The sequence below is a fragment of the Chitinophaga agri genome (assembly GCF_010093065.1).
In the GTDB taxonomy this organism is placed as follows: Bacteria; Bacteroidota; Bacteroidia; order Chitinophagales; family Chitinophagaceae; genus Chitinophaga; species Chitinophaga agri.
On sequence record NZ_CP048113.1, the window covers coordinates 6,590,266 to 6,615,856 of the forward strand.

Consider the following 25,591-nt stretch of genomic DNA (forward strand, 5'->3'; position numbering starts at 1 on the left):
TACGAGAATGACCATGAAAGAAAATATACTGATCGTAGAGGATGAATTTATTGTAGGGAATGACCTCCGTCTGATGTTGACAAAAGCCGGTTACTCGATCTGCGGTATTGCCGCTTCTGTTGATGAAGCAAAGGCCATTATCGAGAAAAGTAAACCCAGCTGGGTATTACTGGATATCTTTCTGCAGGATGGATCACTGGGTACCGACCTTGCCGGGTATCTCAGACAAAGAGGTATCGGCTTTATATACATCTCTGCCAATACGAACCAGCATATTCTTGAAATCGCCAGAGCCACCCGGCCATATGGTTTCCTCGTGAAACCCTTCCGGGAAAAGGACCTGCTCATCATGCTCGATATCGCACGATATAAACATCAGAATAATCTGCAAATGGCTGTGCAAAGGGAGCAGCTGATGCGGAAACAACTGCAGCATATTATAGATGCTCCTTTTGAACTGGCCGACCGGATAGCCCGTATCCCCGGCGCATTAAACACTTTCGTGCCATTTGATTACTTCAATATCACGATCGCGGGTAAAAGGCCGAATACGCTGGACGAATATAGTTTTCTCCGTTCCGGCTATGAAGAATATCAGCCACTCGAACAGACCGATTTAAGTAAGAGCCTGGGGCTGGAAAGATCTTTGGTACTTCCTGCAAAGATTGAGCTGCTTGAAGAACTGCAGAGCGGGTTTCAGAATGAAGATGATTTCACCCACTGGATAGCCGACAAAGTATGGGAGAAAAAACTGAGTGCACATCTCAGGTTACATGCGAGACTAGCCATCGCAGTTACTTTGCCCGACGGTAGCGCAGCGGTTGTTTCATTTTTCAGCCGTGAGTCAGAGGCGTATACGGAAGAGCAATTGGCACTGCTGGTGAAAATGGAAAATACCATCTGTCAACTGTTGGCTCAGATCCAGCAGAAGCCGGATACCGCCTTCTCCCGTGTAATGGCGAAGAAACGTGCCGAGAGAATTTCTCCAGGTAACGAAGCTCCTTTATTTGAAGGTATAATTGGTCGTAGTCCGGTTTTCCTGCACATATTACAAAGCATCAACATGGTGTCTGCTGCGCCCAGCTCCGTATTAATATTAGGCGAAAGCGGTACTGGTAAAGAACTGATTGCCCGTTGTATCCATAAGCAGTCTCCACGTAAGAACAAACCATTGGTGACGGTGAACTGTGCCGCATTGCCTTCGGAACTGATAGAATCGGAACTGTTCGGTCATGAAAGAGGCGCGTTTACCGGCGCTACGGATAAACGTGCCGGAAAATTTGAGCTGGCCGATGGTGGCACTATCTTCCTGGATGAAATAGGAGAACTGCCCATAGAGTCACAGGTGAAGTTACTCCGCGTATTGCAGGAAAAGGAATTTGAAAGGGTAGGTGGTAGTAAGGTCATTAAGGTCGATGTGAGAGTGATTGCTGCTACCAACAGAAACCTGGATAAAGAAGTAGCGGAGGGGCGTTTCCGGCTGGACCTGTACTATCGTCTGAATGTTTTCCCGGTGGAGTTGCCCCCGCTGAGAGAAAGAAAGGAAGATATTCCCCTGCTGGCACAGCATTTTGTGGATAAGCTGTCTGAGAAACTGGGACGTAGTGTAACTACGATCAGTCCGGAGGCGATGAAGCAGTTGCAGGTGTATGACTGGCCGGGTAATATCCGCGAAATGGAACACCTGATGGAAAGAAGTTTGCTGATGACCAGCGGCTCTGTGCTAAAGCAGATCATATTACCCAGATCAACGGGAGAGAAACCCGTATTGCAGACTTCATCCATAGAAGGGAACAGGATCAAAACCATGGAAGAAATGGAGATCGATCATATACTGCATGTACTGAAAGCCTGTAAAGGGAAGGTATGTGGTACCGGTGGGGCAGCGGAAATACTGGGATTGCCACCAAGTACATTAAATTCCAGGATCAGAAAACTGGGCATCAAAAAAGATTTTCACATCAGGGACTAGATATTTACCTGGTATTCATTGGTAGTACCATTGTCCCGTGTTGATAACAGGTTGATCTTTTGCAGGAAGATATGCATATGCACCCCCTTGTCATTCCTCATTTCGAGTTTTCCACCAAGTTGTTTGGCCAGGCCCTGCATCAGGTTTACCCCCAATGATGTACAGGTGTTGATATCAAAGTCATCGGGTAGTCCTTTGCCATTGTCCCGTACTGTCATCATCAGGGTATGATCATCCGATTGTTTCAGTGATATAAAGATCTTCGGTTCTTCCTGGTCAGTGAAGGCATATTTAATGGCGTTGGTGATCGCCTCATTCAATATCAGCCCCAGTGGTACTGCCTGCGATACGTCCAGTACGGTCCTGTCAACATCTGGCAGGAATGCGATCCTTCCCCTGGTATCAAAACTGTCCTGCAGATATAACACCAGTTCGTAAATGTAATCACGCATATCGATTCCTGAAAGATTAGTGCCCTGATAGAGTTTCTGATGAATGAGTGAAATAGAGTTCATTCTATGCTGACTTTCTTTTATCACACTAAGTGCTACATTGTCTTCCAGGTATACAGACTGTGAGTTAAGCAGACTAATAACGATTTGCAGATTGTTTTTTACCCTGTGGTGGATTTCCTTGAGCAGCCATTCACGTTCGTTGACCAGCTGTTTGAGGGATTCGTTTTGCAGGTTGATGGCTGTTTGTTTTTCCTCCAGCTGTTTATTCGCCTGTTGCTTCAGCCGGTATCTGCTATATCCCACAGCCAGTAACAGTATGACGAGGATGAGAGCGGCTATTAACAGGCTACGGGAGATCGCTTCACTACGCAGGGTTCTTTGCTGGAGCTCATTCTTTTGTTGCAGAGATTGTATATCTTTCGCTTTATTAGCAATATCCAGGTCTTTTTTCTCCGTCTGAAACTGCAACTCCATTTGTGCAATCTGTTTATCATGGTTCCTGTCACCTATTGAGTCGAAGAGTCTTTTATATCGCTGATAATGCTGTATGGCCTGTACATAATTACCGTTGGCAGAATCGGCGAGGAACAGATAGCGTTGTATCGCCCCGAGTTTTCTTAGGTCAGTCGTTTGCTTGCTTAGTTCGTTCAGCCAGGCAACGTGCGGTGCTATTCCAGGAAGATCATGTTTGGCCAGAAACAGGTTAATGGCGGCATACTGGAAGTTAAGAATGTAAGGCTCCGTTGAGTGCGTGTTTCTTACATTCGGCAGCAAACGATTGTAATAATATGCTGATTCGTCATATTCTTTCAGGGAGGTATAGGCTTCCATCATCGTAGTGACAATATGAATGTAGATGGCGGTGTCTTTTACCGGATAGGTGTCCAGTGCGCTTTTGATGATCCTGATCGCTTTGCGTTCCTGCTGCATCCTGATGTTTGACCAGGCGATGTTACTGCTTAAGACCAAAATAGCACTTGTATCATGGTTTCTTTTTGCGATCTGCAATGACTTTTCATAACTTGATACTGATTCAGGCAGTTTATTGAGGGAGTTGTAAATATAACCCAGTCTGTTGTACAACGCCATGGCGGTACCCGTACTATCCTTCGCCTGTTCGGCAAGTCTGACAGCCTGGAGCTGGTAATTGAGCCCTTCTTTCAGTTGCCCGACCTGCACTGACATCTGTCCAAGCAGGCTTAATATATCCTGGATATCTGTTTTATGATGTGCATGATAAATGTCCAGCGCGTCTTTCAGTAATGTCAGGGCTAAGGGGTATTCCGCCTGAAGTCCATATAGGTCTCCCATGAATTTTAGCGCATCGGCCAGTTGAATGGTATTGGGAGCAGTTACCTTTAGTATGTCTACAGCATTCTTATATAATCGTACTTTTTCCGCGATGTCGCTATCGTTGTCGATGGTGTAGTATTGGGACATTTCCATCCAGGCAGCCGCAGCTTCCCGAGAGGCAACGGTGGTGTTTTTAAAGAAGGTAAGTGCTTTCTCTGCGAAGGTTTTTCCTGTCTTCCGGTCTCCTTTTTCCCGGTATATCTGTGCCATTAATGCATAGGCGCCACCTTCTCCCCGGGTAAAACCTGTTTTGTTTGAAAGGTCAAGCGCCTGCCGGCAATATGCCAGGGCTTTATGCATGTCCCCTGTTTCCTCTCCCGGCTTATTGACATAATAGCTGCCGGTTTCCAGTAAACGTATCACCCGGGCGCTATCTGCTTTCGTATCTCCCAGTTGCCGGAGTAATTCTTTCTCTTTATTATCGGCTTGTTGTTGTGTATATCCGGTCATCGTGCATAGCACCAGCATAATAACAGCATAATATCTTGGCAGTATTCCAGGCATGAATATGACATTGTGTAGGAAGATAATGGTAGTCGCCAGCAAACTTAGTCAAAATCATGAAAGAATACGTAAGAAAACAGCTATCCAATGGTAGGGGACGGGATGCTAAACCGTAATAGCCACAATGATTACCATAAATAAGACAATAATGGCCATCCGCCAGAAGACGGATGGCATTGCGCACTCACTCTTATAGATCTACATCTAAAACAACACGGTATGTCGCTTTACCAGACTCCAGGTGTTCAATGGCTTCATTGATCCGGCTCATCGGAAAATGTTCTACCATTGCACGTACATTGTGTCTTGCAGCAAAGCGAAGCATCTTATCAAAAGCGCTCCTGGAGCCCGCAGGAGACGCAGATATAGCTGTCTGCGGGACAAGTAATGATAATACAGATACAGGAATGGATTCAAATGGAATACCTACGAAGTGCAGGCGTCCTTTCGGAGACAGCATGGCAATGATCTTATCCCATTCCAGTGTCACTCCCACCGTAACGATGATCAGGTCAAAATGACCTTTCAGGCTTTCCCACTCTTCAGTATTCCTGCTGGATACTATATGGTCAGCGCCCAGCTTCTTTGCTTCGTCATATTTTGCCGGAGAAGAAGAAAACGCTGTTACTTCCGCACCCCATGCATGAGCGAATTGTACGGCCAGGTGCCCTAATCCGCCTACACCGATCACGGCCACTTTATCTGTCGCCTTTACACCATATTCAAGTAACGGATAAAACACCGTGATACCAGCACAGAACAATGGACCCGCATCCGCTGCATTCAGTCCTTCCGGCACGGGTATTACCCACAACCAATGCGCCTTGATACGATTCGCAAATCCGCCGTGGCTACCCAGTATCGTTGCTTTTAATCTTGTGCATAAATGGGCATCGCCATTCAGACAAGGATCACAGTGTCCGCAGCTTTCCTTGTTCCAGCCTATACCGACTGTCTGTCCGATAGATAGTCCCTTGGTTTTAGCCACATCACCCAGTGCCACGATCCTGCCGGTGATCTCATGACCTGCTACCAATGGATAGGGTAAACCAAATCCTCCCTGGAGCGCAGTAATGTCTGTATGACACAAACCGCAGTTCTCTATAACTATTTCTACTTCTTCCGCTGAAACGGGTGATAATTCGTAGGTAAACGGTTGTAGTTTACCATGTGGCTCCATTTGAGCCCACGCCTGAACAGTTGCCATATGTTGATGTTATTATAAATAGATGTTTTATTCTGCAATGGGAAGTCCCATTTTAATCCAGTCTTCTCTTACCGGTCCATATAATTCAGGTACTGGCAGGTTAAGTATGCGCATGATGATGCCCATCTGACTTCGATGATGAATTTCATGTTGTACGAGCAGGGATAATACATCTCCTCTCTTCCAGTTTTTGCCAAATAGCAATACTGTGTTATCCAGCATGTCATCGTGCCAGCGTTCGTTTACGGCAGTTGTCATGCGTAGATGATAGTCTTTATACAGCTCGGTAATGTGTGACAATGCTGCTGGTGTAGTTTGTCCGGCCAGCTCGTTTGTATCAAATAATCCGGTCTGAAAGCCGATGTCTCCTATCACCTGGGGAATATGAAAGGCCAGTCGCTCCAGCGTGCGTACATTGTCATGTACTCTTATGCTTTTTGTTTCGTCTGTCAGTAGTGAAAATACGCTGAGTGTCTTATGTACTTCGAACTGCCAGTCTTCGATGAATACGTTTATGCTGTAATACATGTCCTGGTATGTTTATTTTCTGTGATCAGTACTGAATGATACTTCCTGCCAGCGTGCAGATTCTTCCAGCATTTTTGCCGCGTTGTTTTTGAGCATTTCCACCGCATCAGTACCCACCGGAAGGTGTAGTGGCGGTTGTGCGGTGTGTGCTATCTGAATAACTACCTGGGCCAGTTTTACCGGATCGCCGGGTTGCTGTCCGTGGAACTGCTCCGGTACATGCCTGACCTGTCCAACGGTTTCATCATAGTCCGCTATCTTATTAGCGCTTTCCTGATAGGAAGCTTTGCCAAGAAAGTCGGTGCTGAATAGTCCGGGAGCTAACGCTGTTACATGTATACCTAATGGTGCTACTTCCTGGGCAAGGCCTTTTGAAATGCCTTCCACGGCAAATTTTGTGGAGCCATATATGCCCCATCCGATAATCGCATCATATCCGAACAGGGATGAGATGTTAATAATGTGACCTGATCTGCGTTGACGCATAGCAGGCAAAACGGCGCGTGTCACATTCAGCAGACCAAATACATTGGTATCATACTGTTTTCTGACTTCTACATCTGACGCTTCTTCAACTCCCGCCAATAAGCCGTAGCCGGCATTGTTGATGAGTACATCAATCTGTCCAAATTTGCCAAGTGCTTCCGCTACGGCAGCTTTTACCTGTGCTTCATTTGTAACGTCCATTGTTACTACTGCCAGTGTATCAGGGTGTCCTAACGCTGTAACCAGTTCTGCAGCGCCTGAACGTACGGTTGCAATGACCTTGTCACCTGCTGCCAGTGCAGCTTTTGTTATTTCCAGACCGAAGCCTTTAGAGGCGCCGGTGATCATTAATGTTTTCTGTGATGCCATGGAGATAATGATTTGAGATAGATGAAGATTCAATACCAGTATCAAAATTAACAGCAGTGTATAACCGGGTCAATGTACAGATAGGCGCGAAAAAGGTATGTATCGCTACAGCTATAAAGAAAGAGCGCGTATCAGCGACGAAAAACAGTGTTATCAGCGAAATATCACTGATCTGGAAAATGGAATTGAATGTAAGTTGTTGATAGCCAATGTTTGGTCCTCCTGGCATATTATTCGGAACCCTGAGGTACAGGTATGGGTATATAAAAATTCAGGAATCATGAACAGGAGACAAACATTTGCGACCGATCTGACGATTGACCTCGCCATCGATAAATACCAGCTGAAGGATTTTTCATTTGCTGTCGATGAAATAGGGGGGGAGGAGCATCAGCACTTTGACAGAACTGCTCATAGTAACAATTACAAGGTGATACTGCTTACGCAGGGCGCTTGCTATTGTGATATAGGATCGGACAGTCTGAAGATAGACACGGGGCATATTGCCGTGATCAGGCCCGGGCAGTTCTGCCGTGTTGTACCTGACGAGATGACCAGCGGTTTTGTTTTATCATTTAGTTATGACTTCCTGCAACTGGCAGCGGGAGCACCTGGTATTATACTCCCTCATCTGCATCCCGGTTTTAATGAACATTACACGATACCTGTTACGCCTGCGGCATTATTGCCTATAGCTGAGATAGCGTTGCAGATATGGGAGGAATATCACTCCTGTTCTGATTTAAGAGATGAGATGATCAGAAGTCTGTTCCGGATCTTTATTCTCTATGTGAGCCGCCTCAATACAGATAGTAATGATATCAATTACGGCAAGTGTTCTCCATTGGTAAGACGTTTTTTTAGTTTGCTGGAGCACTCATTTACGACCATGAAAATGCCGGCTGATTATGCAGATATGCTCGCTGTTACACCAGCTTATCTGAATGAACTGGTGAAGCGAAGTTGCGGGTTCACAACCAGCTACTGTATACAACAACGCATTGTAACAGAAGCAAAACGGCTGATCATGTATACGGAGCTTAGTTTGAAGGAAATTGCTTACCGGATAGGGTTCGAAGATGCGTCTCACTTCAGTAAGTTCTTTAAGAAGTTCACCGGTAAGCGGTATTCAGATTTCCGGCGGCAGGTAGCCGCTTAAAAGGCATCAATAGTTAAACATCTATATATCCTACTCAACAATTATTTTTTATGAAAAATACAAATGAATTACTACAGCTGGTGCTGGATGCCCACGGCGGTATAGCTAAATGGCAGTCTTTACAGCAGATAAAAGCACATGTACGCATAGGTGGTCTGACCTGGACTATTAAAGGGCATGAAGGTGTGCTGAACGATATTCATTTTTCCGGTAAGCTGCATGAACAGCAGGCCAGCTGGGAATCGATCTTCTCACCTGGATGGCGTTCTGCATTTACAGCAGACCGGGTGGCCCTGCTGGATGCTGCGGGTAAGCTGGTAGAAGAGCTGAATGACCCGCGCGCTTCTTTTGCAGGTCATACCATAGAGACGCCTTGGAGCAGACTACAGTTGATCTATTTCTGTAGTTATGCGACATGGAATTATCTGACCACACCATTTAACCTGACGTTACCCGGTTATCAGTTAACGGAGATAGAACCCTGGCAGCAGGATGGCGAAACATGGCGCAGGCTGGAGGTCATATTCCCCGATCATATAGCTACCCATAGCAAACGCCAGCTGTTTTACTTTGATGCCAAGGGACAGCTTAAAAGGCACGATTACTGGCCGGAAGTGTTAGGGGGTTCTTCTGCTACGCAGATCATTAATGGGTACAGGGATTTTGCCGGTATCAAGACTGGAACTGAAAGAAAGATCTATATACTGAATGATGCTGACAACAGCTATCAGTTGGAACCTGTCTTAGTGTCCATTGACGTACTTGATATTCAGTTTTCCTAAGCATTTAACCATAAATACGCACATCATATGAGTATAGTAGTTAATTATCACGCGACTGCTCCCACCCAATATATTGACGTAGATGGAATCCGTTATGCCTATCGCGTACTGGGTGAACCATCGGCCATCCCACTGATCTGTTTTCAGCATTTTACCGGAACGCTGGATAACTGGGACCCCATTATTACCAATGGTCTTGCTGCAAACCGACAGGTCATTATTTTTGACAATAAAGGTGTTGGCAATTCAACAGGTACTACGCCCGATAGTGTTGCTGCTATGACAGCCGATGCGATTGAATTTATAGCGGCATTAGGTATAAAGAAATTTGATATACTGGGCTTCTCTCTTGGTGGGTTCATTGCCCAATATATGGCACATATCCGTCCTGATCTGATCAGAAAGATCATTATCGTCGGGGCAGCACCGCAGGGCGTAAAAGTGCTGCATACATTCCCGGAACTGATTGCAAAAGCCATGCAGCTGACGCCACCTGAAAGATTTCTGTTTATTTTCTTCACGGCATCAGAGGCCAGCCGATCCAAAGGCAGAGCAACGCTGGGCCGTTTGTATGAAAGACAGGCGGACCGCGATGAGGAGACGGTATTACCCGCTGTTCAGGCACAGATGACAGCGATTACCAACTGGGGAAAGGCGCCAGCAGATATTGAGCTGTCTAAGATCACACATCCGGTGATGATCATACAGGGCAGTAATGATGAGATGATGGACAGCCATACGTCCTATGAACTGTTTCAGCAACTGCCTGACGCAGTACTGTCGTTCTATCCCGATGCGGCGCATGGGTCATTTTATCAGTATCCTGAACTGTTTGTTAATCAGGCGGAATACTTCCTGAGCCAATACTAATTTCGCTTTTTACTTAATAAAATAGCTGCCCACTAAATGGAGGGTAGCTATTTTTTTTGTATGACTGATTTTCTCCCGGATGTTTTTTTAGTGAGGTACTGGTTTAGTATTAGTGAGGTAAATTACAGGTAAGTATCCCGTGTTTTGTTGAAGCGGTCATCTTTTAAAGATATGTAAGCGAAAAAAATATTATCATAGTGATCTTGAAATTATTATTTTCCTTAAACTTGTACTCTCATATTAACCCACACGGTAAAATTCTCAAAAATGACCTATTCAGATTTAACACCAAACTTTACTGGTATGAATACCAATTTGTCCTCCCTGTCATTTGCATCCCTGAGAACCATCACTTCCCGTTATTTCGCTAACCTACCGCTATCCCTACTACTATATTCCCTAGCAGGCCTACTACACACCCCCCGCTCTCTCTCTTATTTGCTCTCCTCTTCACTCACCTTTAACAACCTTCAGAATGCCCGGTTATACTGTAGAAAAACCCATATTGCTTCCGCTGAAAGACGGTACTTATAAGCCTGTCAGAATAAATAATATTTTATATGCAGAAGTAGACAAGGCATATATCATTGTACATTATGTAGATGGCAAGAGTGAGCCATTTCCGATTAGCTTGACGAAGTTAGAAGAAACGCTTCCAGCCGACTATTTTTCGCGCACCAGCAGAAACTACATTGCAGCTATCTATAATGTTGACAATGTTGGAAAAGATGCTATTAAAATTGGCGCGGTCACATTACCATTAACAGACAAATACAGGAGACAATTTTTTTCACGCTTCTATTCTTTTATAGGGAAGGATTAGGTTCATGCGCCGATTTCGGGCCTCTAAATGCTATTTTGAGGCCTTCGTAAGATTTTCGGATCGCTGCTTTATTATCGTTTGTAACATTGTATTGTAATTATCTGCGGCCGTTGTGAAACACACAACAGAACGGTATAAGCCGTCGCAGGTAAAGATGCAGTGACTTCATTCTCCTAAGCGAAAGCAGGTACTTTATCTCATATGTAGAACAGGTTGTTTTACGTACCGGGGATGCTGTTGCCTGGCAGGCGAAAAAGGTATGCGGTCACACATCGGGTAAAATTACTGGCTAATCAATTTACAAGTTTTAAACCTGAAAACGATGAACACATTTATGTATTTCGAACAGATCATCAATGTCGAATTAGGAAGACATTTTTCTGCTGGCGACGCACTCAACGAAGAGTTTATTGACGCCGTATTGCATGGAGATAAACGGAACCGCCGTGCATTGAAAACCGAATTTATATTGTTCACTGATGATTTCAGATCAGATCATGAAACGCAGACGGCAGTGAAAACACATCAGGGGAAACTCGTCGCACTCATGGACAAGGTGTTTTCATATATCCCGGATGAACACCGTGCCGATATGGAATTGCCAGAGCAGAAGGACAGTATTTATCTGCTCAAGTATTTGTACCGGGTCCTCCTCTCCGGACTCAATTATATTGAGCATAAATTCGGGCGTTATATCGACAAAGATATCAGCATTCCGATAGGAGAAGTGCTAACATTGTCGAAACGTGCGCGCGAGCAGTTGCCGTTGATCACTGACTCGCCACGCATGCATGCGCTTGATGTATACCTGCGGGAGATTGTGACACGACCCTTGACCCAGTTGGCAGAAGGAGACGCAGCAGATGAGCCGGTCACCTGGAGGAAGAAGGCGTATCTTAAACGGTTGACTGCCCAGTTGAAAGCATTTAATGTTGCGGAAGAAGCAGGTGAAGGACGATCGTTGACCATGGAATTGCATGCCTTGTTACAGCGGATCAATTTTAATCATCCCGCTTATGTAAGCTATATGATCAGCTTATTGGATGATGAGATCAGTGAGCAGAAAAATAATCGTGATAAGTGTACGACGATTATCATGCAGCAGCGAAAGATCAACAAATGTATCGCAGAGAGAACAATTGCATATGACATGTGTCAGATGCCACTCAAAGAGCAGTTGATGGAATGGTTGGGTTATGAGCTGGACTGCTTTGAAAGCCTGATCCGGCTGGATGCTATGAGGAGCGCGTATTCCTGTATGAACTGATAGATCAGCGATTAATAATTAGTGGTTAATAATTGGGAATCATGCATAACAGGCAGGCTATATCCGATAATATACGCTGAATAATTTACCGGATTTTTTCAGTTAGTATCTAGTAAATAAGAACACTCAGAAAGGTCAGACCCGTCTGATTCTCAATTATTAATTGCTAATTATTAGTTTTCCTGGCCTTTTAAGATACTTCTTCCAGCACTTCTTCAAATGTCTTTACAATAGTGACACTCGCGTTGATAGAGCCCAGGATATAACCTTTCTGTTTTAAGAGGTAGGTATCATTTTCGGTGGAAGTGGTCTGATAAATTTTGAAGATAGCCGTCATTTCTTTTTTCAGTACCCCTTTTACATGAGTATTCTGACACATACCTGAACAATATGCCAGTGTGACACATGTTTTTAAAAGTATATTTCTGAATTCTTTACGGTCCTGTTCAGTACGCAGGTACTGTTGTTGTAAAGATTCACGCAGATAACTGAGTATCTTCAGTTGGTAGGTCAGAGACAAGTGCATTGGTTCAGGTTTTACATCCGGTTATGGATAGTATGTTTACCTAGTTGGTTGTGTCTTAGTAGTTGTGTTAACCGGGAGCAAGTGTAATATACGAAGGGGAATGGAAATAGGCAACTATTTCAGCACCCCCTTCACCATTCTATCCTTCCCAAACAGATCCTTTTTAATCTCCACTTCCACATATCCCTGGCTTTCCAGCAAAGCCGCCGTTTCCTTCCCATACGCTTCATTGATCTCAAAGTATAACGCACCGCCTGCACGTAATTTCTCTTTCGCCATCAAACCAATCTCCCGGTAAAACAACAGTGCATCTTCATCTGGAACGAATAATGCCAGAGACGGTTCATACGCCACCACCTGTTCCTGCATATCCGCACTTTCGCGTTGGCAGATGTACGGTGGATTACTGATAATAATGTCAAATACGGGCAGATGTGCCCATGCCTGTTTACTGAGTATATCTATCAGCTCAAACGTTACCTCCAGCTGTTGCAGGGCTGCGTTTTCCTTTGCGGTGGCCAATGCACCTTCGCTGACATCAACTGCCTGTACAGTCGCATGTGGCAGTTCTTTTTTGATCGCAACAGGAATGGCGCCGCTTCCGGTCCCGATGTCCAGTATACGCGGATGAGATAATTGTGCCGCACGTACATCGAGTACTACCCATTCCACCAGCTCTTCTGTTTCCGGACGGGGGATGAGGACGTGTGGGTTGACTTTCAGTTCCATACCATAAAACCAGCTGGTACCGGTCACATATTGCACGGGTTGATGTGTGAGCAGTGCATTAACGGCAGCTGTTAACTGCGTTTCCTGCGCTGCAGTCAGCGCTCTCTCCTTGTATACGATCCTGTCCATTTTCGACAGACCGGTGATATGCTCCATTATGATATGAGCAATGTTACCGGCTTCCCGCTGTCCCTGCAAGGGTTCCAGCGAAGTGACGATATGTGTGAAAGCTGTTTGTATAGTCATAAAAAAGGGTCTTACAGGGAAAATCCCTGCTGAAACGATATTTTTGCACACAAATGTATAATATCAGACGCGATCATGGACAGCTCCTTCGATGAATTTTACATGCAACGGTGCATCCAGCTGGCAAAGCTGGGTGCAGGAAATGTAGCTCCCAATCCTATGGTTGGGGCTGTATTGGTACATGAAGGCCGCATTATTGGTGAAGGATATCACCGGCAGTATGGTTATGCACATGCAGAAGTAAATTGTGTACGTTCCGTTACACCGGAAGACCGGCACCTGATACCGGCAGCCACCATTTATGTGAGCCTGGAACCCTGTGCGCACTATGGTAAAACGCCCCCCTGTGCAGCGTTGATCGTGTCGGAGAAGATCGGGACAGTTGTAATAGGCTGCGTAGACACTTTTTCGAAGGTGGCAGGAAAAGGGATAGAAATACTTAAAAATGCTGGTGTTACTGTCAGAACAGGTGTCCTGGAAAGTGCCTGCCGCGAACTGAACAGTCGGTTTTTCACTTTTCATGAGGAACAACGTCCCTACATCATATTGAAATGGGCGCAGAACAGGGATGGCTATATGGCTGCCGCTAATGGCACGCCTGTGCGCATCTCCAATCATCTGACTGACCGGCTTGTACATCGCTGGCGCAGTGAAGAAATGGGAATATTGGTAGGTACGAATACTGCGGTTGCTGATAATCCGCGATTGAATAACCGTCACTGGACTGGTAAGGACCCGTTGAGGATCGTTATCGACCGTACGTTGAAAACACCGCGTGACTTTCATCTCTGGAAAGGTCCTGCTCATTCATTATTCATCAGCGAACGATCAGCAGCAGAAACGGACACCGTAGCTATTGTGACTGCTGACTTTACACAGCCATTGTTACCACAGCTGATGAAGATCCTGCATGAAAGAAAGATCCTGAGTGTACTGGTAGAAGGTGGTGCACATGTGCTACGTGAATTTATCGCGCATGACCTTTGGGATGAAGCCCGTGTGATTACAGGTCATAATCCGCTGGCACAAGGTGTAAATGCGCCTGTTCTGCCCACTGTTTTATTGAATAATGAACTGATCCTGGAAAGTGATCTTATCCGCTATTACCGTAACAGCAAGAAGGAGAATATAACATGAGATCCCTGATGCGTTCTATATATCTGCTGATAGTATGTTTTTCCTGTATGTTGACGGCCAGCGCGCAAACTGACAAATGGGTGGGTACCTGGTCAATGGAGTATAAACCGTGGCCAACCACCGGGGGGATCAGAATGGAATTACATATTGGTAATCCCGCATACAACGCTTTATATCCTGCACAGATCAAAGTGATCTATCCGCCTTTCTCAGGTGTTTATGAAGTATTGCTGGCAAAGAAGAATGATAATCAGCTGGGGATAGGCCGTAATAAGTTTCCTGTCTCAGAAGCGCCATTCCACCTTGGGGCCTGGATGCTGTATCTCAATGGCACATTGACCTATGAGACAAAAAAGACGCCTGAGCTATCTGTACAGCGTATGTGGATCAACTCTAACGAGTTGTATATGCAGGGGCTTTACTCGGATGATGAAATGTATGCCTACATGAAAGATCTGTTGCGAGAGCTGCTCTCACGTAAAGATATCGCCCTGAAAAAGATGAATAATACCCCATGGCAGCATAGTGACATTCACCGCATGCTTCATCCGGAAGGGGATTCTATATATTTTGGTATCTACGACAAGGTCGATGTATACGACAGCATTGTGCCACTTTCTATCAGAGATGAAGACGCTATTGATAAAGATACCGTCACACTGTTATATAATGGTAAACCTTTGCTGAACAAGGAATATATTACAGAGACAGGTAAGCAGTTTCAGTTACAGCTGGACTCGGGTGTTAATATTGTCACCCTGTTTGCAGATAATTACGGCAGGCTTCCACCCAACACTGGTGCCTTCCGCGTAGCCAGCAGCACCGGACGTTATATCTACGACTTCACTGATCGTGCAAACCGTTATGCTACTTTCCTGGTAGCACAACTGAACCACATTCCCCGGAAAACCGTTAAAGATAGTGTAGTCAGTAAGACCACTTTGAACACTGTCAAGACCGGGCAGCCGCAGGGCGGGAATATACCAGCCCAGTCCCGTCAGACAGCCGTTAATACCACCAATACACCAGCTGCTGTAATTCAGTCGCCATCCGACAGATCGTCACAACCTGACAATACGGAGGATAACGACGAATCAGAGCAGCAGCACACCGCTATCGCCCGACTCAGAAACAAAGCCGCTCTCCAGGCGGCTATAGATACTGTCAAGCCGGTATTATTGCGGGCCATAGATGACAGACGTATTAAAGAGCGCAGGAACAGTTTGCTGGAAAAGAAGTTTGTAGTAGAGGAAGACATCATCCTGCTGGAACTTTGGGATGATGCTGCCGAAGACGGAGACAGCATTTCTATCCGCCTGAATGGACAGGAGGTAGTAACAGGCTTTCCCGTAAAAAAGAAACGGCAGCATATCAAAGTGACACTTCAGGAAGGGGAGAACAGGTTGATCATGGTAGCAGATAACCTGGGCGCTATTGCTCCCAATACAGCCGTATTACGCATTGTGGCAGGAGCTTTGCGCAAGTCTTTGAGCATTAAGACGAACATGAAGCAAAACAATATGCTGCTGATCGTATATGAGCCAAAGCCTGCACCAACCGGAAAAAAGAAGAGATCCGGTAAAAACTAACGCATGGAAGTTTACTATACAATAGAGAAAACTGCAATGGCAGAATTTAAGGACAGGGGCAGTAAGTTCCTGGCCTATGCCTGGCCGGTGAAAACGGCTGATCAGGTGAAGGAATGCCTGCAGGAGATTAAGAAAGAACATCCGAAGGCAACGCATCACTGCTTTGCCTATCGCCTGGGGACCGACGGACTACAATACCGTGCAAATGATGATGGAGAACCTTCAGGTACCGCAGGTAAACCTATCCTGGGACAAATAGACAGCAAACAGCTTACAGACGTGCTGGTCGTGGTGGTTCGTTACTTCGGTGGCACACTGCTGGGCGCACCCGGTCTGATAAATGCATATAAGGTATCCACCTCTATGGTGCTGCAACTGATCCCTGCCGTACAGAAGAATGTAGAAACCAAATATCATCTCAGTTTTGACTATACTATTCTGAATGATGTAATGACCATCATCAAACAACAGAACTGCACCGTTTATTCACAGGAATTACAGCTCTTTTGTGCTATGGACATCGGTATTCCCAAAGCTGTGCAGGAGCTGACGGTACTGAAGCTGGGAGATATCAGGGGATTAGAGATGAAGGAGATAAAGAAGTAGTCACAATTAAGTATAGCGCAACCTCTTCCCACCAGCCTAACATTCACCCGACAAAAAAAGGCGCCTCATTACTGAAGCGCCCTTACATATCATCACGACAATTAGCTGCTAAATCTTCCACTCACTACCAACTCCTTACTTCCCTTCTCATATTTATAAAAGCCTTCCCCGGTCTTCGCCCCGAGATACCCCGCCGTCACCATATTTACGAGTAGCGGACACGGTGCATACTTCGGATTTCCAAACCCATCCTGCAACACCCGCATAATAGACAAACACACATCCAGCCCGATAAAATCAGCCAGCTGCAACGGTCCCATAGGATGTGCCATGCCCAGCTTCATCACCGTATCAATTTCAGCAACACCTGCGACGCCCTCATACAACGTATAAATGGCTTCATTGATCATAGGCATTAAGATACGATTGGCAACGAACCCGGGATAATCATTCACCACACAAGGAACCTTCCCCAGCTGTTCAGACAGCGCGACAATCACAGCTGTCACCGCCTTATCTGTCGCATACCCATTGATGATCTCCACCAGTTTCATCACTGGTACCGGATTCATAAAATGCATACCGATCACCTTATCTGGTCTTTGCGTCACCGCGGCAATCTTCGTAATGGAAATAGAAGAAGTATTCGTGGCCAGAATAGCCCCGGCTGGCGCGTGTTGATCCAGTTCCCGGAATATCTTCAGCTTCAGGTCTGTGTTTTCAGTAGCAGCCTCCACTACCAGATCCGCTGATCTTACACCGTTAGGAATATCGGTGCAGGTGGTGATCTGCTGCAACGTTTGCTGTCTGATCTCTTCTGTGATAGTACCTTTCGTCAGTTGCCTTTCAAGGTTTTTGTCAATTGTTTGCAATGCTTTTTCAAGCGCGGGGGCGGAAACATCAATGAGGTTTACTTTAAAACCGTTCTGTGCAAATACGTGTGCAATACCATTTCCCATGGTACCTGCCCCGATGACAGCAATTTGTTGCATGGTGTATTGATTTAAAGAGATGGTACTTAGCCAGGGGCGTTAATAACCGTAGTCGGTGCCGCCGTAGCTATAGTTGTTATTATTCTGTTTTTTGAAGTCACCCCGTTTCCAGGCCTGAATAAACTGTGCCCAGGCCATCGGGTTGAGGATGTTTTGTGGAGGGACCTGACCCGCATAATACAGCGACTGAGCCTGTTTGTTCAGGTACATACTGGTTGCTTCACGGGCATCAGGTGGGGTATAACGGGAAAGTGCGCGCATACGGGCATTTTCCGTATTCTTACGGGCCAGCTCGTACTGGTCATCCGGAATATCATTACTCACAAACGCTTTATCAAATTCTTCCCTTGTAGGGTAAGGTTTGATAATGGTGATAGGCAGATACGTGGTATCATCCACCAATAGTTGTATCATGGAATAATTATTCCCGGGTAAATTCACCGGGATCCTATAGTCTTTCTTTTTAAAACCTACAGCACTGAATGTCAGTGTATCTCCTTTAAATGCAACAATGGAAAATACCCCCTGACTGTTAGAGATCGTACCACGGCGCTGCCCTTTTACCAGGATACTCACAGCAGGTACCGCCCGGAGACTGTCCGCCGTCATGGTAATACCTGATATCTGGATAATGCTGTCTTTAAACTGAGATAGCTGGGCCTTCACCAGGAAGGGAAGGAACAGAAAGGATAACAGTATGTAGGTACATTTTTTATTCATGCCGCCTCTAAGATAAATTATTTGTTTTAAAACGTTGGCCATAGGATTGTGTTCCAGTCAATATAGATGATGAATGGAAGGGACATTGACAAAAACTATGACAGCAGGGACAAATTAACTCTCAATTGGGTTAACTTTGCACTCTGGAATTAAAATTAACAACTATTTATGATCACTACGGAGCAGATATTGAAGGCTTTGAGCAATGTGGAAGAGCCTGATCTGGGGAAGGACCTGGTAACACTGAATATGGTGAAAGACATTGAGATTGATGGTAATAAGGTGACCTTTACCGTTGTCCTCACGACCCCTGCCTGCCCGCTGAAAGATCTGATCAGGAATGCCTGTGTGAATGCAATTCACCACCTTGTAAGCAAGGAGGCGGTAGTTCAAGTAAATATGACGGCTAACGTAAACTCCAACAGGAAAGATGGCAGAAGTATATTACCTAACGTGAAAAATATCATCGTAGTCGCTTCCGGTAAAGGAGGTGTAGGTAAATCTACTGTGGCAACTAACCTGGCCCTGGCCCTGTCTGAAGGCGGCGCCAAGGTAGGACTCATGGATGCAGATATTTACGGCCCGTCCTTACCGATTATGTTCGGTATTCGCGGAGAACGCCCCATGATGGAGAGTGTAGAAGGAAAAGGCATGATAGTCCCACTGGAGAAACACGGTATAAAACTGATGTCCATCGGGTCACTGATAGATGAAAAGCAGGCAGTTGTATGGCGCGGCCCGATGGCGAGCAGCGCATTAAAACAGTTCCTCACGGATGTGAACTGGGGAGAGCTGGATTACCTGGTAATTGATACGCCTCCGGGCACAGGTGATATTCACCTGACACTGGTGCAGACTGTACCGGTTACCGGCGTCGTAATGGTGACCACTCCACAGGATGTGGCCCTGGCAGATGCTAAAAAGGGAATCGCATTCTTTACCGGACAGGTCAATGTACCGATCCTGGGGCTGATTGAGAATATGGCCTATTTCACACCAGCCGAATTACCCAATAACAAGTATTACATCTTCGGTCAGGAGGGTGGTAAACGTCTGGCAGAACAGCTGGAAATGCCATTCCTGGGTCAGATACCACTGGTGCAGAGCATCCGCGAAGGTGGTGATGAAGGCGTACCAGCAATGGTGGGTCCGGATAATCCGACTAAACTGGCGTTTATGGGAGTGGCGAGCATCGTTGCCCGTAACATTGCCATGAGAAATGCGAACGTTGCGCCTACAAAGATCGTAGAGGTGTTTGTGTAAGCAGCATGTTATTACATAAGAAAAGCCATCGCGCCTTCGGCGGATGGCTTTTTTCGTTTTTATAGCGCATCTGATACCACTACATAATAAATGGTTTACCTCCAACCATTACCTCCTGGGTTTTCTCGTCGAAAGTCGCTTTCATACCAGTACGGTAAGCCGCATTGGCCATGATCAGCGCAATGGAGTGAGAGTAGGCCGCTTCTATAGGTGCATTGGCCGGTTTGCGGTCACGTACGGACTGCATCCAGTTACGCATGTGCGCGTTGGTCAGCGGATCGCCTCCCATATTGGCGCCGGTAGCCGCTTTGGTCTCATTGGTGGTCAGGGTCATTTCCGGCAACAGGTTCGCATGCATTCCCATTTCCTGTGCTTCTCTTTCTGACAGACCGCCCGTAGGAGTGATCTTATTCTTATCGATGTCAATCGTACCGCCGTTGGAATAGTACATCTCCTTGGTACCGCCGGCGGAATTGGAGAAACGGGAACTGTAGGCTACCTGGAAGCCGGTGGACGGATCATTCTGCGGACCGTAATCAAATACCGCAGTAACGGTATCCGCATTGGTACGGCCGTCTTTCCACATATAGATACCGCCGTTGGCCACCGCACTACGAGGGTGCTGCAGACCGGTAAACCAGTGTACGGTATCGATCTGGTGAGTCATCCATTGACCGAAAATACCGGAGGAATAAGGCCAGAAAAGACGGTATTCCAGGTATTTACGCGGATCCCAGTTGTCTTTCGGACGACCGGCCAGGAAACGTTGCCAGTCCACATCTTCCTGACGGATATCTTTCACCAGGCCTGGCCTGCGCCAGCGGCCGGGCTGATTCACATTCCAGGTCATTTCCACCATGGTGATCGGGCCGAATTTGCCTTCCTTGATGAAATTATTTGCAGCATGATAACTATCGCCACTGCGACGTTGTGTACCTACCTGGAAGATCTTTCCGGAATCTTTGACTGCTTTCAGCGCTTTACGGGCATCGTCCATCGTTTCTGCGAATGGTTTTTCGCAGTAAACATCCATCTTATTGCCTACAGCCTCTATTGTATGAAAGGCATGCTGGAAGTCGGCCGTTGCAACGATCACTGCATCCAGGTCTTTCATTTTATATAATTCGTCATTATTGACGCAGGCTTTCACCTCATGTCCGGCTTTCTTTTCCAGGAACGCCTTACCTTCCTCACGCCGCCGGTTCCAGATATCAGATACCGCGATCATGTCGAAATTCAGTTCTTTATGATTGGAAAAGAAGCAGGGTAACAATGTTTGCCTTGCACGGTCAGAAAAGCCTACCAATCCTACGTTGACCCTGTCATTGGCACCCATGATACGGGCATAACTGCTGGCAGGCAGTCCCATTGCGCTGAGCGTAACGCCTGCGGTGGTAAGCATGGAGTTTTTCAGGAATTCACGACGTGATTTCATGCTGTTTTGTATTTAAGAGTGTTGATTATTTACTGTAAGCGGTCCTGATCTGTTGCTGCATGTAATCCAGCGTAGGTTTACCCTGCTCCTTCATATTATCCCAGCGACATTCCAGGGAGATCCGGCCTGTATACCCGATACTGCCCAACGCCGCTATATAGGGCGCTACATCGTCACCGGTCGATCCGGGGGCGGTACGCTTTTCCCTTTCGGCGATATGACAGTGAACCAGGTTTTTACGTGCTTTTTTCAGCATGTCCGGCGATTCATATTCCTTCAGCATATGATAGATATCGGCCGTCAGTTTGAAGTTCGGATGATTAACAGCTGTCACCACTGCATTGGCTTCTGCCAGTGTGGTCACGAAATTGGTCTCGGTGGTGTTCAGATTCTCAATGGCGATCACCACATCATATTTTTTAGCTACTACCGCCATTTTACGGCATAAATCCACAAACTCGAGCGTAGCGGAGTCTTTACTATAATTATCTGGTAACTTACGGGCATTGCCACTGCCCAGTACGATCAGTTTGATACCGGCCGTTTTCGCCCTGGCCATGACACTTTGCACATATTCCAGTACCTGCCGCTCTTTCACGTCCGGGCCAGTCAGCCTGATATCCGACGGAAAGAAGCTGTTGCACGTTTGCACAGGGCATTGTAATTTTTTGAGCTGGGCCAGCTGCAGCCGGAAAGTGTCTTCCGGAATGGCGGGAGAGAGCAGTTTCTGTACGCTTTCCTCTATATAAACATAGCCGGAAGCATGTAATAAGCTATCATTCGTTCGGGAACTACAAACGCCTACCCGGGGATGACCGGCTTGTGCATTCGATTGCAAAGCATGTAGGAAGATGGCAAAAAATAGCAGCAGTGAATAGTTTTTCATAACAACTTTTTCATAAACGGGTGGGTAAAAGTTAGGAACAATATTTTATAAATCCAAAAGGTCACCGGAAAGGAAGATATAATTTCCGGTCTATCTGCCTGAAAAACACGCAGATTAATAACCTGTGTTTGTTCGTCGCTAGTTCGTCGCTAGTTCGTCGCTTGTAGCTCCACTGTCCATTGGAACATTGCAGGTACTATTACTGCATGTCATCACCAGGGTGGAAAGGTTTCGGAGAGATTTCCCTATATTTATAATAGTCCGGGATGCGTATTTCATATTAGCTAATATTACTTTTCAAACGGCATTGCTTAAGTTTTACTTAACTTTGCGCCCCAAATCAATCATTTATGAACAGACAGGAACTGGTGAATCTGATTAAAGAGAAGCAATCTTATCTCTGTGTGGGATTAGATACAGATCTTCAAAAGATCCCCCGCCATCTACTTTCACATCCAGACCCCGTATTTGCTTTTAACAAGGCTATCATTGATGCCACAAAGGACCTTTGTGTGTCCTACAAGATCAATACCGCCTTCTATGAGTGTATGGGTATCCGTGGCTGGGAAAGCCTTCAACGTACGGTGGAATATATCCCTTCCGGGCTGTTTACCATTGCCGATGCCAAACGTGGAGACATAGGCAATACCTCCACACAATACGCCAAGACATTCTTTGAGACATACAACTTCGACGCTGTTACCGTAGCTCCTTATATGGGCCGTGACAGTGTACAGCCTTTCCTTTCTTTCAGTGAGAAATGGACCATCATGCTGGGACTTACTTCCAACGAAGGTAGCGAGGATTTCCAGTTACAGCGGTCCGGTGATGAATACCTCTACGAAAAGGTACTGAAAGCCGGGATGAGCTGGGGAACGCCTGAAAACCTGATGTTTGTGGTAGGTGCTACCCGGACTTCCCAGTTGGGTGCCATCCGTAAACTGGTGCCAGACCATTTCTTCCTGGTTCCAGGTGTAGGTGCCCAGGGTGGCAGTCTGCAGGAAATTTCCGCCCAGGCAATGAACAAGGATTGTGGTCTGCTGGTAAACTCCAGCCGCGGGATTATCTACGCCGGCAACGGAGAAGATTTTGCCCAGGATGCCCGCAATGCCGCTCAGGAACTGCAAAAGGAAATGGCAGAACATCTCGCCGCTCACAAGACCTTCGCTTAACTGACAGCTCAGCTGTAACCAGCTGGATATCGCAGTCCATAGTCAGCCGTTATATTCCTTACCGGAATGTTCGCAGACTATGGACTTTTTTTGTCCATGAATCATTAAATTGAGACAGACTAAAAACGTGTTCCACATGCTTAAAGACCTGTTTCAATCCCCCGATTATTTCCACGTGGATGACTTGTTAACCGAAGAACATCTCATGGTACGCGACGCTGTAAGGCAATGGGTAAAGAAAGATATATCCCCCATTATAGAAGATGCCTGTCAGTCAGCAACTTTTCCTGCTCACATTATCAAAGGTTTAGGTGAACTGGGCTGTTTCGGCCCCACGATCCCGCAGGAGTATGGCGGCGGCGGGATGGATCATATCGCCTACGGACTGATGATGCAGGAACTGGAAAGAGGGGATAGCGGGATCAGGTCTACGGCCTCAGTACAGGGTTCTCTGGTCATGTACCCTATCTTCACTTTTGGTAGTGAAGCACAAAAACGTAAATATTTACCTAAACTGGCTACCGGTGAATGGATGGGCTGTTTCGGATTAACAGAACCCGACCATGGTTCCGACCCCGGCAGTATGATCACGCATTTTAAAGATGCCGGTGATCACGTAATACTCAACGGTGCTAAAATGTGGATATCCAACGCACCTTTCGCACAGATCGCTGTGGTATGGGCCAAAGATGAAGAAGGGAAGATCCGCGGACTCATTGTGGAACGCGGTATGGAAGGGTTTACCACGCCGGAGACCAAAGGAAAATGGAGCCTGCGGGCCAGCGCTACCGGTGAACTGGTATTCGACAATGTCAAAGTGCCTAAGGAAAATATATTCCCTGACACCAAAGGACTGAAAGGGCCGCTTAGCTGCCTGTCTTCCGCCCGGTACGGCATCGCCTGGGGGGTGATAGGTGCGGCCATGGATTGTTACGATACTGCCCTCCGTTACGCCAAAGAACGGATACAGTTTGGTAAGCCTATCGCCGGCTTTCAGCTGACGCAAAAGAAGCTGTCAGAAATGATCACCGAGATCACAAAGGCACAACTCATGAACTGGCGTCTGGGCGTCCTGAAAAACGAAGGCAAGGCCACCCCGGCTCAAATATCTATGGCGAAACGCAATTCCTGTGACATCGCCACCCGTATTGCCAGAGATGCCCGCCAGATAATGGGAGGAGCCGGCATTACCGGGGAATATTCTATTATGCGCCACATGATGAATCTCGAAAGCGTGATCACTTATGAAGGCACACATGAAATACATCTCCTCATCACCGGACAGGATATCACGGGATTAGATGCCTTTCATTGATAATAACCGCAATGTTAATTAGAATTGGAAATTAGGCATCAGGAATTAACGCGGAGATTAAATTATGTTTTGATCGCCGCGCTAATTCTTAATTCGTAATGCCTAATTTTAAAAGATGAATAAGATGACCGGCAGACGGGCTTTTGCAGGATGGAGCATCCTGTTATGTATTAGTGTAGGTTGGCATTCCAGGGTGTCCGCACAAAAACTGGTGGAAGTCAGCGGACAGGCACAGGGCACCTACTTTATTGTAAAGTATGTCTCGAACGATACTACTTCTCTGCGTCCGCAGATAGATTCCCTGTTCGGAGTGATTGATCATTCCCTGTCACTTTACAAACCAGGCTCCCTGATCAATCAGTTCAATGAGGGAAATGAAGTACAGATGGACGAACATATGGCCTATGTCATCAAGCGTTCCCTGGAAATCAGTAAAAGTACTAACGGTGCTTTTGATATCACAGTAAAGCCATTGGTAGACGCCTGGGGGTTCGGTGTACATAAACCTGCCGCACAACATGTACCCGGTCCCGATACCCTGAAACGTATACTGCGGTATGTAGGTTCGAAATATCTGCAGGTACACGGACAAACACTCGTGAAACGGAAGAAGGACGTCCAGATCGATTGTAATGGCATTGCCCAGGGATATACAACAGATGTCATTGCCCGTTTTCTGCAACAAAAGGGTATCACTGATTATCTCGTGGATGTAGGTGGTGAATTGGCGGGCAGCGGTAAAAATCATCGTGGGAAGATATGGACCGTAGGTATTGAAACGCCCGCTGCCATTGAGTCACCTTATCCTGCACAGGCCCTGCTGGAACTGAATAATAAAGCTATTACCACCAGCGGTAATTATCGTCGGTTCTTTGAACAGGGAGGTACCCGTTTTACACATAGTATCAACCCGTCTACCGGGCAAGCCCTGCATAGTAATATCATTGCGGTAACGGTCATGGCGAAAGATGCGGTTACAGCTGATGGGTATGATAATGCACTGATATTAATGGGGGTGGAAAAGGGACTGGATTTTATCAGGAAACATCCGGAATACGGGCTGGACGCCTACTTCATTTACAAAAATAAAAAGGGAGAAATCACTACAGCTTTTTCTGCTGGCTATAGTAAGATCGTGCTGACCAGGTAAAGGCATTGGTAACAAATGACCTGACAATACAAAGTGTCTTCTACAAAAGT

General features: G+C 46.3%; 23 protein-coding genes. 13 read left to right on the forward strand and 10 right to left on the reverse strand.

Annotated features, from left to right (window positions below):
• Positions 1-7: 7 nt before the first annotated feature.
• Entirely contained in the window at positions 8-1,972 is a 1,965-nt protein-coding gene (locus GWR21_RS31615) for a sigma-54 dependent transcriptional regulator (RefSeq protein ID WP_162334696.1), read from the forward strand.
• On the opposite strand, the gene GWR21_RS26345 is transcribed toward GWR21_RS31615, so the two are convergent.
• From GWR21_RS26345 to GWR21_RS26360, 4 genes are all read right to left on the reverse strand, one after another.
• Entirely contained in the window at positions 1,969-4,284 is a 2,316-nt protein-coding gene (locus GWR21_RS26345) for a tetratricopeptide repeat-containing sensor histidine kinase (RefSeq protein WP_162334697.1), read from the reverse strand. The genes GWR21_RS31615 and GWR21_RS26345 overlap by 4 nt on opposite strands.
• 190 nt (positions 4,285-4,474) lie before the next feature.
• Positions 4,475-5,491, reverse strand: a complete 1,017-nt coding sequence (ahr, locus tag GWR21_RS26350) for an NADPH-dependent aldehyde reductase Ahr (RefSeq protein ID WP_162334698.1) — start codon at positions 5,489-5,491, stop codon at positions 4,475-4,477.
• A 27-nt stretch (positions 5,492-5,518) separates the two neighbouring features.
• Entirely contained in the window at positions 5,519-6,019 is a 501-nt protein-coding gene (locus tag GWR21_RS26355; protein ID WP_162334699.1) for a DinB family protein, read from the reverse strand.
• Positions 6,020-6,031: 12 nt separating this feature from the next.
• Positions 6,032-6,874, reverse strand: coding sequence for an oxidoreductase (locus GWR21_RS26360; RefSeq protein ID WP_162334700.1), 843 nt, complete (start codon positions 6,872-6,874; stop codon positions 6,032-6,034).
• 280 nt (positions 6,875-7,154) lie between these two features.
• Here GWR21_RS26360 and GWR21_RS26365 point away from each other — a divergent pair, with 280 nt between their 5' ends.
• The 5 genes from GWR21_RS26365 to GWR21_RS26385 all read left to right on the forward strand — a co-directional run bounded on the left by GWR21_RS26365 (position 7,155) and on the right by GWR21_RS26385 (position 11,775).
• Positions 7,155-8,033: an AraC family transcriptional regulator gene (locus GWR21_RS26365; protein ID WP_162334701.1), complete on the forward strand. Its 879-nt coding sequence runs from the start codon at positions 7,155-7,157 to the stop codon at positions 8,031-8,033.
• Positions 8,034-8,083: 50 nt separating this feature from the next.
• The gene (locus GWR21_RS26370; protein ID WP_162334702.1) at positions 8,084-8,815 is read left to right on the forward strand and encodes a hypothetical protein; all 732 of its coding nucleotides are present in this window, start codon (positions 8,084-8,086) and stop codon (positions 8,813-8,815) included.
• A gap of 27 nt (positions 8,816-8,842) precedes the next feature.
• Positions 8,843-9,685 carry an alpha/beta fold hydrolase gene (locus tag GWR21_RS26375; RefSeq protein ID WP_162334703.1) on the forward strand — a complete coding sequence of 281 codons (843 nt, stop codon included), beginning with the start codon at positions 8,843-8,845 and terminating at the stop codon, positions 9,683-9,685.
• Between the two features lie 475 nt (positions 9,686-10,160).
• Positions 10,161-10,508, forward strand: coding sequence for a LytTR family DNA-binding domain-containing protein (locus GWR21_RS26380; protein WP_162334704.1), 348 nt, complete (start codon positions 10,161-10,163; stop codon positions 10,506-10,508).
• A 322-nt stretch (positions 10,509-10,830) separates the two neighbouring features.
• Positions 10,831-11,775, forward strand: a complete 945-nt coding sequence (locus tag GWR21_RS26385; RefSeq protein ID WP_162334705.1) for a hypothetical protein — start codon at positions 10,831-10,833, stop codon at positions 11,773-11,775.
• Between the two features lie 190 nt (positions 11,776-11,965).
• Here GWR21_RS26385 and GWR21_RS26390 read toward each other — a convergent pair whose 3' ends face one another.
• Together GWR21_RS26390 and prmC are read right to left on the reverse strand one after the other, a co-directional pair.
• Positions 11,966-12,301 carry a hypothetical protein gene (locus tag GWR21_RS26390; RefSeq protein ID WP_162334706.1) on the reverse strand — a complete coding sequence of 112 codons (336 nt, stop codon included), beginning with the start codon at positions 12,299-12,301 and terminating at the stop codon, positions 11,966-11,968.
• A gap of 114 nt (positions 12,302-12,415) precedes the next feature.
• Positions 12,416-13,276, reverse strand: a complete 861-nt coding sequence (gene prmC / locus GWR21_RS26395) for a peptide chain release factor N(5)-glutamine methyltransferase (protein WP_162334707.1) — start codon at positions 13,274-13,276, stop codon at positions 12,416-12,418.
• 75 nt (positions 13,277-13,351) lie between these two features.
• Here prmC and ribD point away from each other — a divergent pair, with 75 nt between their 5' ends.
• The 3 genes from ribD to GWR21_RS26410 are packed head-to-tail and all read left to right on the forward strand — an operon-like array spanning position 13,352 to position 16,608.
• The gene (ribD, locus tag GWR21_RS26400) at positions 13,352-14,413 is read left to right on the forward strand and encodes a bifunctional diaminohydroxyphosphoribosylaminopyrimidine deaminase/5-amino-6-(5-phosphoribosylamino)uracil reductase RibD (RefSeq protein WP_162334708.1); all 1,062 of its coding nucleotides are present in this window, start codon (positions 13,352-13,354) and stop codon (positions 14,411-14,413) included.
• A gap of 8 nt (positions 14,414-14,421) precedes the next feature.
• Positions 14,422-16,002 carry a hypothetical protein gene (locus tag GWR21_RS26405; protein WP_162334709.1) on the forward strand — a complete coding sequence of 527 codons (1,581 nt, stop codon included), beginning with the start codon at positions 14,422-14,424 and terminating at the stop codon, positions 16,000-16,002.
• Between the two features lie 3 nt (positions 16,003-16,005).
• Positions 16,006-16,608, forward strand: coding sequence for an IMPACT family protein (locus GWR21_RS26410; protein ID WP_162334710.1), 603 nt, complete (start codon positions 16,006-16,008; stop codon positions 16,606-16,608).
• 101 nt (positions 16,609-16,709) lie between these two features.
• Here the strand turns inward: GWR21_RS26410 and GWR21_RS26415 are convergent, their stop codons facing one another.
• Both GWR21_RS26415 and GWR21_RS26420 read right to left on the reverse strand, forming a co-directional pair.
• On the reverse strand, positions 16,710-17,600 hold the full coding sequence (locus GWR21_RS26415) for a 3-hydroxyacyl-CoA dehydrogenase family protein (RefSeq protein WP_162334711.1): 891 nt from the start codon (positions 17,598-17,600) through the stop codon (positions 16,710-16,712).
• Positions 17,601-17,639: 39 nt separating this feature from the next.
• Positions 17,640-18,320: a carboxypeptidase-like regulatory domain-containing protein gene (locus GWR21_RS26420; protein ID WP_238430020.1), complete on the reverse strand. Its 681-nt coding sequence runs from the start codon at positions 18,318-18,320 to the stop codon at positions 17,640-17,642.
• A gap of 168 nt (positions 18,321-18,488) precedes the next feature.
• Between GWR21_RS26420 and GWR21_RS26425 the strand changes: the two genes are divergently transcribed.
• Positions 18,489-19,583 (forward strand): Mrp/NBP35 family ATP-binding protein, encoded by a 1,095-nt coding sequence (locus GWR21_RS26425; RefSeq protein WP_162334713.1) that lies wholly within the window; start codon positions 18,489-18,491, stop codon positions 19,581-19,583.
• Positions 19,584-19,662: 79 nt separating this feature from the next.
• On the opposite strand, the gene GWR21_RS26430 is transcribed toward GWR21_RS26425, so the two are convergent.
• Positions 19,663-21,018, reverse strand: coding sequence for a Gfo/Idh/MocA family protein (locus GWR21_RS26430; protein ID WP_162334714.1), 1,356 nt, complete (start codon positions 21,016-21,018; stop codon positions 19,663-19,665).
• A gap of 25 nt (positions 21,019-21,043) precedes the next feature.
• On the reverse strand, positions 21,044-21,904 hold the full coding sequence (locus GWR21_RS26435; protein WP_162334715.1) for a sugar phosphate isomerase/epimerase family protein: 861 nt from the start codon (positions 21,902-21,904) through the stop codon (positions 21,044-21,046).
• Positions 21,905-22,254: 350 nt separating this feature from the next.
• Between GWR21_RS26435 and pyrF the strand changes: the two genes are divergently transcribed.
• From pyrF to GWR21_RS26450, 3 genes are all read left to right on the forward strand, one after another.
• Positions 22,255-23,076 carry an orotidine-5'-phosphate decarboxylase gene (pyrF, locus tag GWR21_RS26440; protein WP_162334716.1) on the forward strand — a complete coding sequence of 274 codons (822 nt, stop codon included), beginning with the start codon at positions 22,255-22,257 and terminating at the stop codon, positions 23,074-23,076.
• Between the two features lie 136 nt (positions 23,077-23,212).
• Positions 23,213-24,391: an acyl-CoA dehydrogenase family protein gene (locus GWR21_RS26445; protein ID WP_162334717.1), complete on the forward strand. Its 1,179-nt coding sequence runs from the start codon at positions 23,213-23,215 to the stop codon at positions 24,389-24,391.
• Positions 24,392-24,506: 115 nt separating this feature from the next.
• Positions 24,507-25,541 carry an FAD:protein FMN transferase gene (locus tag GWR21_RS26450; RefSeq protein WP_162334718.1) on the forward strand — a complete coding sequence of 345 codons (1,035 nt, stop codon included), beginning with the start codon at positions 24,507-24,509 and terminating at the stop codon, positions 25,539-25,541.
• The last annotated feature ends 50 nt before the right edge of the window (positions 25,542-25,591 follow it).